Annotated in this window: 8 protein-coding genes; 3 read left to right on the forward strand and 5 right to left on the reverse strand. The window is 59.9% G+C overall.

The genetic code is table 11. From position 1 onward, the window contains the following. Positions 1-291 precede the first annotated feature (291 nt). Genes B9A11_RS20905 through hsdR form a run of 5 tightly spaced genes read right to left on the reverse strand, consistent with a single transcriptional unit; the run spans position 292 to position 7,400 of the window. Positions 292-1,245, reverse strand: a complete 954-nt coding sequence (locus B9A11_RS20905; RefSeq protein ID WP_058249576.1) for a GIY-YIG nuclease family protein — start codon at positions 1,243-1,245, stop codon at positions 292-294. Between the two features lie 43 nt (positions 1,246-1,288). After that, positions 1,289-1,759 (reverse strand): DUF6998 domain-containing protein, encoded by a 471-nt coding sequence (locus B9A11_RS20910; protein ID WP_200807332.1) that lies wholly within the window; start codon positions 1,757-1,759, stop codon positions 1,289-1,291. Next, positions 1,756-3,498, reverse strand: coding sequence for a restriction endonuclease subunit S (locus B9A11_RS20915; RefSeq protein WP_058249577.1), 1,743 nt, complete (start codon positions 3,496-3,498; stop codon positions 1,756-1,758). The genes B9A11_RS20910 and B9A11_RS20915 overlap by 4 nt, the downstream gene beginning before the upstream one ends. After that, positions 3,495-4,943 carry a class I SAM-dependent DNA methyltransferase gene (locus B9A11_RS20920; protein WP_058249578.1) on the reverse strand — a complete coding sequence of 483 codons (1,449 nt, stop codon included), beginning with the start codon at positions 4,941-4,943 and terminating at the stop codon, positions 3,495-3,497. The genes B9A11_RS20915 and B9A11_RS20920 overlap by 4 nt, the downstream gene beginning before the upstream one ends. 3 nt (positions 4,944-4,946) lie before the next feature. After that, a complete protein-coding gene (hsdR, locus tag B9A11_RS20925) occupies positions 4,947-7,400 on the reverse strand; it encodes an EcoAI/FtnUII family type I restriction enzme subunit R (RefSeq protein WP_058249579.1) in 2,454 nt (817 codons plus the stop codon). A 591-nt stretch (positions 7,401-7,991) separates the two neighbouring features. Here hsdR and B9A11_RS20930 point away from each other — a divergent pair. From B9A11_RS20930 to B9A11_RS21305, 3 genes are all read left to right on the forward strand, one after another. Next, entirely contained in the window at positions 7,992-8,333 is a 342-nt protein-coding gene (locus tag B9A11_RS20930) for a hypothetical protein (protein ID WP_058249580.1), read from the forward strand. A 94-nt stretch (positions 8,334-8,427) separates the two neighbouring features. Beyond that, positions 8,428-8,838 carry a hypothetical protein gene (locus B9A11_RS20935; protein ID WP_058249581.1) on the forward strand — a complete coding sequence of 137 codons (411 nt, stop codon included), beginning with the start codon at positions 8,428-8,430 and terminating at the stop codon, positions 8,836-8,838. A 551-nt stretch (positions 8,839-9,389) separates the two neighbouring features. Continuing rightward, positions 9,390-9,614, forward strand: a complete 225-nt coding sequence (locus B9A11_RS21305; RefSeq protein WP_143595966.1) for a hypothetical protein — start codon at positions 9,390-9,392, stop codon at positions 9,612-9,614. Positions 9,615-9,719 lie beyond the last annotated feature (105 nt).

Below are 9,719 nucleotides of genomic sequence, written 5' to 3' on the forward strand. Positions count from 1 at the left end.
TTCGCTGCCTGTTTGCCCGATGACACGCGCAGGTAAAGAAAAGCACGTGCCCCGGATCCGCGAAACTTCTTCGTCTTGCTCATGAAATTCGGCCCGTTTGTTGGTCGGAGTACCGGCTGGCCTTGATTGTAAAACCCAATACCGGGCACCATTTATCGCAAAGATTGCCTGCGCGACCAAGCAGCTTCGCTTTACAGCGTTAACCAGGGCGCACTGAAGTGCTTTGCGCACGCGTCTCGTTGCGGCGCAGGCAGTCCGCCCACCATGACGATACCGCAGGATGTCAGCGGCCTATTTCGTGGAAAATCGCGCCATGCCGGGCAAGGACCAGAAGACGGAGCTGGCGTCGTCGAGCTTGCCCCAGAAGAACTCTCGGCCCAGGCTTTCCAGTCGAGATTGAGCCTGTTCCTTGAAAAGTGCTTCGCTCGCCTCGGCCGACTTCTTGTCCGCGAAAGGTTGCGAGATCATGCTGATCGTCCACTTGCCGCGGGCTGCCGGGGGGATGCCTGCGTTCAATTCGGCCATCCGCCGCTTGGTGTCGTTCGAAACGCCGATCTTCATGGCCACAGACTTGTCGGCGAACTCCTTCCGCCGATTGAGAAGCGCATGCCCGTCGCCTTCAAAGACGGCGAGGTAGACGTAGGCCTCTCCGTCCTGGTAGTTGGCCGTGCGCTCACCATGGCTGCCGGGGAAGGCCCGGGACGGTTTGAATACCTGCCCGAACGGGATCGTCCCTGGTTCATCCGTTTCCACAGGGGGTTCGCCGAAGACGTTGACCTCCCGGACCTTGAGCTTCAGGGCCTGCTCGATCTCGGCGTCATCAAGTTCGGCACCGTGCACAGCAAGCGCTTGCCCGGCTTCGGAGCGGTAGGAGTTGAAGGCGATCCGTCCGATCATCATCTTCTCTTCCGTGCGCCATGCCCGACGGACGGGGAGAGCGTGGGTCCACCGGTCTGCCCATCCCCTTTCGCGCTTTTCCTGCAAGGCAAGGTCAGAGGACTTGTCTGCATCCCGGATGGGGCGGGCCTCGATCTCGAGGAAGCCCAGGACGTAGGACCGCTCGGCCTTCTTGGTCTCGGAGGTGCTGGCGCCGTAGATCATGATCAGGTCGCCGTCATTCAGCTTGCGCAGGTAGGCGTCGCGGTCCGTTTCCTTGGACCAGCCGACATAGCCCGCGTCCTCGGGGTTGAAGCCGTAGAAGGAACGGATACGGATGCGTTTGCCTTCTGGCAGGCCGTTGTTCATGACGTGGATTTCCTTGGCAGGCGGGCTTTGGACGCCCGATGTATCAGACGGGCGGTGGGCGCAGGACCGGCAGACGGTCTTGCTCGGCCAGATCGTTCGACAGTCCGGTCAGGCGAGAGAGCGAGATTGGGCGCTGGCCGTTCTTTTGCATCGCGCCTGCGGCGGCCCAAGCGACGGGACCGGGGCCGTTGAAGACCACCCGGATCGGGCCGCCGGCGGGGCGGTGCAGGACGATCAGGTGTTCGGGTTCGTGGCGGATGGCGACACGGCTACCTTGGGTCAGCTTGATTTCCACCTGGCGGCCATCGCGGGCGCGGGCGTCGTGGCCGTGGGTGGAGGCCGGGTTCAGGTCGAGGTCGAACATGTAGGCGGCGACAACCTCACCGATGCTGCCGACGAGATGGCCGTCCAGGGTGAATTTCCGACCGGGGAAGATCCGTTCGAGGCCATCGGCAGCGGTGTAGAGATCGTCGAGCAAGGCTGTGACGCGCGCCCAGTCGACGTTCTCGCTCATTCGGCGGCCTCCAGAGTGTCGGTGGCGGGCTCAAGCGCCTCGTGGAGGAGGGCTTCGAGGAGGCGGGTGCGCGTGGTTTCTGCGGTGGTCAGGGCGGCCTCCAGCCGGTCGCAGAGGGCCATGAGGGCGTCGACCTTGGCGACGATGCGGTGTTGTTCGGCGAGGGGAGGTAGCCAGAAAGACAGGTTTCCGAACTCAGTCAGGTTTACATTCTTCAATCCGACCGCAGATCTGATCGGTTTTTCGATCTGATCCCTGATGAGTTGCGAGTTCATCGCCATCCAGACGTACTTGGTATTCAGATGCTCGACGTCGGTGCGCAATCTCACGAGATATCCAGCGAACGCCATGCCGTCGGCTTCGGCGGGCACCACGGCCGAGCGTCCAACGATATCGAGACTGCCATTCGAGCGGATCATCAGCAGATCGCCGGTGGCCAAAGCAAGGTCCGCCTGTTCTCGTTCGTTCAGGGGGCCGAACTTCATGTCGTCCAAGGTCACTTCACCTGAAGACACGTTTGGAATTCGGAGAACCGGGACGAGAGAAGTGTCCGCCCCGCACTTGATTGAGGTCCCATAGCGCATGGAAACTGCGATGTCCGATAGTCGCACACCTTCCCATCCGATTGGCAACTCAGACGCTTCTGTCTCGGAAGATGGCGGCAGCCCGCGCGCACGTTTCGATTTCCGGCTCGCATCAGCATCTCTGGCCTCTGCAATCCTTTCCAACGATACGGAAGCCGGTTCATCCGCCGCATCTTGCTCCACCAGTTTGCCGCGGACGGCGAGGTTGAGGATGGTTTGGCGGAGGGTCTTGATCTGGTCGGGGCGCGTGGTGAGGGTGGGGAGTGCCTCGAGGGCGAAGGCGGCGTGGGTGGGGAAGTCCTCTTCCATGGTATCCGGGGCGGTCAGGCGGATGAGGCTGGCGGCAGTAAGCTTGTCGCGCACCTCCTCCCGCGACTTGCGGGCCTCCTCCAGCCGATCACAGAGCGCCATGAGCTCATCGACCTTGGTGACGATCCGGTGCTGTTCGGCGAGAGGGGGGAGCGGGAAAGGTGCGACGACTGCATCTTCAGTGCGGAGCCTTGGCATTTTCGTGCCTTGGCCCTTTCGTTCGACATAATCGACGAAGTCTGGCCGCCGAAAAGCTAAGGCGACATAGGCTGAATAAAGCGGAAGATATGGTCGGATCGCGACGATTTCTGTTGTCGAATACCCCATGTCGTCGGCTACGATTACCTTGTTCAGATATGGTCGAAGCTTCCCATATAGGACGTCACCAGCGTTGAAACATGACTTGGTGCTTTTGGAAGCTCGGTCTGAAACGAGCAATTTCTGCAATAGGCGCCCAGTGTCTTTCTCGACGTCTTCAAGTTCAAGAAGCCAGCGGTTCTCAACCAGATTTTTGGGGTCCGTTTTCGCGCCCGCGTCATAGACGAAGCAGTTTCCCACCGCGATCCAAGTCCATGACGCGGGAAGCTCGTATGGAGGAGGCAGCATTGCGACAGCCTTGGCGTCCCTCTTCCTGATCTCGCCGTCTTTGGCTTGGCGCTTCCTCTCAGCTTCTATCTTTCCAACGAGGGACTGAGCTGGTTCATCCGCCGCATCCTGCTCCACCAGCTTCCCACGCACCGCCAGATCCAGCACGAAGCGCCGCAGCCGGGCGATGGCATCCGGCGCTTCGCTGATCTGCTCGTAGACGTCCAGCAACCGTTCCGCGTTCATCGCGCCGCCAGTCATCGGGAAAGGGCCTCGGTCAGGATGGCCTTCAGCTCGGCCCGGAGGTGGTCGACCGAGGCCTCGGCGCGTTGCAGGTCGGCCAGCAGTTCTTCCGGCTCACCATGGTCCACGTCCTCGACGTGCGGGTTCTTGATGTCGAGGTTGAAGCCGCGCTCGCGGATTTCATCGATCGACACCTTCCAGGCGCGCTCGCTTTCCTGCCGCCCCTCCCGGGCCTCTCCGCCCCACCATGCGGCGCAGTCGTCCAGATGCTCCAGCCGGATCGGCTTGGTCATGGAATAGGCCTTCTGCGTCTCCGGCACGCGGTGTTCCCAGTACCAGATGTCCTGCGTGGGCGTGCCCTTTTCAAAGAACAGCAGGTTGGTGCCGATGGAGGCGTAGGGTTTGAAGACCGAGTTCGGCAGCCGCACGATGGTGTGCAGGTTGCATTCCTCGAGCAAGTGTTCCTTGAGCCGGGTCTTGATGCCCTCGCCAAAGAGCGAGCCATCGGGCAGGACCACGGCGGCGCGGCCAGTGTCCTTGAGCAGGCGGATGATGAGCGCGAGGAAGAGGTCGGCGGTTTCGCGGGTGCGGAAGGTGGGGAAGTTGTTCTCGATCCCGTCCTCCTCCTTGCCGCCGAAGGGCGGGTTGGACAGGACGATGTCGACCTTGTCCGCCTGCCCCCAGCTGACCAGCGGGCGGGCGAGCGTGTTGTCATGGCGGACCCAGGACGGCTCCTCGACCCCGTGCAACAGCATGTTCGTGACGCAGAGCATGTGGGGGAGCGGTTTCTTTTCGACCGCGCGCAGGGAGGCCTGCATCAGCGTCTCGTCCTCGGGGCGCTTGATGTGGGTGTCGCGCATGTGGCGCATGGCGCAGGTCAGGAAGCCGCCGGTGCCGCAGGCCGGGTCCATGAGGATCTCGCCGGGCTTCGGGTCCATCTGCTGCACCATGAAGGCGGTGACGGCGCGGGGCGTGTAGTATTCGCCGGCGTTGCCCGCGTTCTGGAGGTCGTTCAGCAGCTGTTCGTAGATGTCGCCGAAGTGCTGGCGTTCGGACAGGTTGTTGAAGTCGACCTCGTTGATCTTGTTGATCACCTGCCGCATGAGCTGGCCGGACTTCATGTAGTTGTAGGCGTCCTCGAACACGTCGCGCACGACCTTGGCGCGGGGGCCTTTCTGCGGCGACAGGATCTTGAGGCGCGGGAAAAGCTCGTCGTTGACGAAGGCCAGAAGGCTGTCGCCGGTGATGCCCTCGGGATCGGCCGCCCAAGAGCGCCATTGCAGGTCGTCGGGGATGGGCGAGGTGTAGTCGTCCAGGGTGATTTCCAGCGCCTCGTCCTGGTCGTCCATGATTTTCAGGAAGAACATCCAGACCAGCTGCGACATGCGCTGCGCGTCACCGTCGACGCCGGTGTCCTTGCGCATGATGTCCTGGATGGATTTGACGAGGTTGCGGACGGACATGGATCAGGCACTTTCTTCGTAGAGCGCGGCCTGCATTTCATGCACGGCGCGGATGTAGTCTGGCTTTTTACCGAAAGCCCGGATCAGTTCAACCTCGGTGCCCATGCCGGAGAAGGGATTGATTTTCAGGATCTTGGGATCGTCGATGCTGATGACGCCGTCGTCGGAGTATTTCTCGAGTAGGGCTTCGAGGACAGCGCGGGCCTGCGTGCCATATTTGGTGAAGACATCGCGCTTCTTGACGTTCTCGGCGCGCTCTTTGCGGCTCAGCGGCTTTGCGTCGAAGGCGATGTGGCAGATCAGGTCGAAGGGGTCGAGGTCGAGCCCCAGTTCGTCGGCGATCACGTCGAGGGGCAGGCCTTCTTCGGCGAGCTCCTCGATCAGGGCGTTCTTGCGCTCTGTCTGCTTCCAGCGGCGCAGGAAATCGTCGAGGCTGGTGAAGCGCTGGCGCATGGCCTTGCGGGTGTAGTCGCGCAGGGACTCGGTAACGAGCTTGCCGTTTTCGTCGAGGTATTCGACGCGCTCGGCCACGATATCCGCCCCCACGCCATCGATGTAGACCTTGGGGCGCGGGCCGGTGTTGGTGTCGCTTGTGATGGTGTCGTTGCGCGGATCGATCAGGATGGTCTCGTTCTCGCCGATGTCATCCGGGACCGACGTGTCATCATTGTTGGTAGGCGTCTCATCGGGTGGGGTCACAGGTTCGTCCGGCCCCGGCTGGTAGATCTGGACCGGTTCACCGTCGAAGTCGGGATCGGCAAAATGGCTCGACGCGCCACGGAAATCCATCAGGGTGAAGAAGAGTTTCCGGGTGTCTTCATGCACACGCGTGCCGCGACCGACGATCTGCTTGAACTCAGTCATCGACCCGACCTCGCGGTCGAGCACGATCAGGCGGCAGGTCTGGGCATCTACACCGGTGGACAGCAGCTTGGAGGTCGTGACGATCACGGGGTAGGAAGCCTCGGGGTCGATGAAGTTCCCGAGTTGGTCGATCCCTTCCTTGTCGTTCCCGGTGATGCGCATGACATAGCGGGCGTTTTTCGCGACAAGGTCGGCATTCTCATTGATCAAGGCCTGCCGCATACGCGCAGCGTGCTCTTGGTCCACGCAGAAGACGATGGTCTTCGCCATGGGGTCCCCGCTTTCGCGCAGGAACTCGGTCACCTTCTTCGCGACGAGCTTGGTCCGGTCGTCCAACACCACGGTGCGATCGAAGTCCTTGGCGTTGTAGATGCGATCCTCGACCTCTTCGCCGTCACGATCCAACTGCCCCTTCTCGGGGCGATACCCCTGCACGTCGCGGTCGATATGGACTTTGATGACCTTGTAGGGCGCGAGGAAGCCGTCGCGGATGCCTTGCTTCAAGGTGTAGCTGTAGACCGGAGCGCCGAAGTAATCGATGTTCGAGGCGTATTCCGTCTCCTTGGGGGTTGCGGTCAGGCCGATCTGCACAGCGGATGAGAAATGATCGAGGATCTCGCGCCAAGCTGAATCCGCCGACGCGCTGCCCCGGTGACATTCGTCGATGATGATCAGGTCGAAGAAGTCCTTGGAGAATTCCCGGTAGATCTTCTGGCTCTCGTTCGGCCCGGTGATCGCCTGATACAGCCCGAGATAAATCTCGTAGGACGAGTCGATCCGGCGCTTCTTGTCCATCGCAAGGGTCACGCTCTCCTTGGTCCCATCCGGGCGCTCGATGGTCTTCGATTGTGTAGACAGCTTTGCCATCTTGCCGCTGAAAGGCCGGAAGTCGTTGACCATGGTCTGGTCGATCAGCACGTTCCGGTCGGCCAGGAAGAGAACCCGTTTTCCCGGGAAAGCATTGCGAAAGCGCCAGATGATCTGGAAAGCGGTATAGGTCTTGCCTGTCCCCGTCGCCATGACGAGCAATACGCGATCCTGCCCCTTGGCAATCGCTTCCATCGTCTTGTTGATCGCGTTGACCTGATAGTAGCGCGGCTCCTTGCCCGATCCGTCGTCGTGGTAGTCCTGTAGGGCGATCTCTTCTTCAGCGTCGGTCAGACCCTTCCAGACCTTGTAGCGATGCCAAAGCTCCTCGGGACTCGGAAACTCGTCCATGCCCAAGGTGCGTTCGACTTCGGATGATGTGCCCGTCCGGTCATGGAAAACGAAGCCGTCACCGTTCGAGGAAAAAACGAAAGGGATATCCAGCGTTTCGGCATAGCCGAGGGCCTGCTGCATACCGCCGCCGACAGGCTGCTTGTTGTCCTTCGCTTCGATGATCGCGATGGGGATGTTGGGCTTGGCAGAGAGGATGTAGTCAGCGCGCTTGCCCTCACCGCGACTGACCATCTTGCCGCGCACGATGATCCGCCCCTTGGTGAAGCTGACTTCTTCCCGGATCTGCGTGGTGATGTTCCACCCTGCGGCGACCAGCGCGGGCGTAATGAATTTCGTGCAGATATCGCGCTCGCTAAAAATCCGCTTGTCCATGTCGCCCCACCGAATTGCTCAACCAGAAGATCAATGCCTGACGCTACTTTGTTACCATGCACAAAGACAAGTACGAGGTCTGACAGTTGGGCGGGCAATGGGCGCGGGCTGAAAGTATCTTTGGGATGTCCGTCCGGATGGGGAAACGTCGCGAGCCCCTTCTCACATTTACGAAGGGAATTTCGACAGCCATTCGATCCTGCGCGACGATGTAACGGCGTAATTTCGGAGTAGACCTCCAGGGGTTCGCGATCTCCCCTAACGTCCCTGGCTGCCACCTTTGCGAGGCAGCCAGGGACATTGAGGGAGATCACCTTACTGACAGCCAAACAGCCCCAAGTTTCAGCGAGCGCGAACCGTAGGTCAGAGCAGGGAATGCTCAAGGCGTCCGTCGGCCAATGGATCAAGAGAAATCCAATCCGGTCGACCATTCCGATCTCCGGGAAAACTTTTTTGAAAATCTGCTTCGCTCGAAGCGAAACTGACCAAAATCCTCTTTGCCAAGACGCAGACGGGCACTGCGCGAGGCCTTTGAAGCCGGATCGATACCGGCGCCCCAGTCAAAGCCGGCAACAAGGAGGTTCCTGCCGCATGCCCCACGATCTCTACCCTACTGCGCCGACAGCGTGTTTCATTCTGTCAAACGTTCGAGCCTTGGAGTGCGCCGCTGTGCTGCTCGGCGGACCCGCTGCACAAAAGCGGTGTCGGCTGCTCTTCGATGACATCGCCATGTCTCCGCAGCTGACGCGCCGTCTGCACCGTGAATTGGATGTGCTCGACGACCTGCTCTCACTCCGCCATGTCAGCGATGAAACCAGCATCGAAGCAAGCCGATTTTCCCAAATCGATCCGATGGATCCTGCGGTTGAGGACATCTGTGTCCTGCTCGACGGATTGCGTGACGCCCGTGCCCACGAAGGACCTTTCCCCTGAATATTCCCATGGTGTCAGCGACATCGAGTTACGTCGTGCAAGATTGCACTGCGACCAGGAATACACACCAGCCCCCTCAGAATAGGAAGCTCAAATGGCTCAGAAAACCAAAGACATCGCCCTCCTTGCCGCAATGGAATTCGCAGCGCTGCGCGATCAGATGGCCCAAGTGAGGCACCTTATGTCGTCTCCGTCGATGGCAGCATTCGACCGTATGGCCGCGGGTATTGAAGAGTTCGGCTACTTCGGCAACGTCGAGATCCAAAAGGCTTATGAGTTTCAGCAATGCCTGTCTCATGAAATCGACATGTGCGGCGGCGCACCGATCACCACGCGCAGCGACGAAGGTGACCTCATCTGGCTGGGAGGTACCGAAGAGAGCCGTAAACTCGCCAAGTTCGAACGCCACCTTGCTCAGTACGTATGCCATGCACGGCACGTAAGCATCGCCCTTTCTGCGGAGGTCGCGATGCAGCGTCGAAGGGCGGAACTCCTCGAACATTGATCTGAAGACCCCTGGATGCCGGTACACTTGTTGCACCGTGTGATTGACCTCAATGGAGGTCGCCCAGTTGCGGCGTCTTCCGGCATCCACAACCACGATTGCACGCTTCGAAGGAGTTTCCGGACGATGTGTGCGGCACAGGATTTTGCAAGGTTCAGCGATCTTCAGTTGAAAGCGTAGGTGCGGGGTTGAGCGACCAAGGCTGCATCAAGATAGCTTGGGCAGCTTTAGCAGACTGATAACCATTGACTGAAAATTGCAGGGAACTTGCTTCGCGAACGACGAAAGTGGCCAACTAATAAGTTGCTGAAATTATTGAACTTTTTTGTTGATTCAGCCGGTTTAGTTTGTATTTTGTTCCAGCGAGGGCGGAGAATCACCGCTCAGCACCAGCTCTCGGCAGGTGCGGCGCGTCTCGAAATGAGATCGATAGGGCAACCCCACATTCAACCATCAGGCGACCTTGCGTGCGTCTGATGTAAAGGAAGTTCGCACCGGAGGCCTCCAGGCTTTCGGCATCGAATCCGCTTGGCAACAGGTGAGGAGAAGACGTGAAAATCAACCGCCGCAAAACGGGAGCCGCGACAGCGCCCGGAATGGAACAGAGCTTGTCAGTAGGCGCCTCCATCAGCGCCAAACCCGCCCGGCAATCTCGTTGGAACCCGGCAGCTGTAACCACGGAATGCAGGGTTTCGAATTCCATCCTTGAGGCGGAGTTCAAAGCGATCGAAGGATCCTTGAGACCCGACCTCAAGCTTCTGCTTGAGGATCTGTGAGACGACAGGAGGGCCGAATTTCATGAGCAAGACGAAGAAGTTTCGCGGATCCGGGGCACGTGCTTTTCTTTACCTGCGCGTGTCATCGGGCAAACAGGCAGCGAA

It is taken from the genome of Tropicibacter naphthalenivorans, assembly GCF_900176475.1.
GTDB lineage: Bacteria > Pseudomonadota > Alphaproteobacteria > Rhodobacterales > Rhodobacteraceae > Tropicibacter > Tropicibacter naphthalenivorans.

Coding starts and splice junctions, on each gene's coding strand:
- B9A11_RS20905 (WP_058249576.1), bottom strand. CDS start 1,245: ATGAACAACGGCCTGCCAGAAGGCAAACGCATCCGTATCCGTTCCTTC.
- B9A11_RS20910 (WP_200807332.1), bottom strand. CDS start 1,759: ATGAGCGAGAACGTCGACTGGGCGCGCGTCACAGCCTTGCTCGACGAT.
- B9A11_RS20915 (WP_058249577.1), bottom strand. CDS start 3,498: ATGACTGGCGGCGCGATGAACGCGGAACGGTTGCTGGACGTCTACGAG.
- B9A11_RS20920 (WP_058249578.1), bottom strand. CDS start 4,943: ATGTCCGTCCGCAACCTCGTCAAATCCATCCAGGACATCATGCGCAAG.
- hsdR (WP_058249579.1), bottom strand. CDS start 7,400: ATGGACAAGCGGATTTTTAGCGAGCGCGATATCTGCACGAAATTCATT.
- B9A11_RS20930 (WP_058249580.1), top strand. CDS start 7,992: ATGCCCCACGATCTCTACCCTACTGCGCCGACAGCGTGTTTCATTCTG.
- B9A11_RS20935 (WP_058249581.1), top strand. CDS start 8,428: ATGGCTCAGAAAACCAAAGACATCGCCCTCCTTGCCGCAATGGAATTC.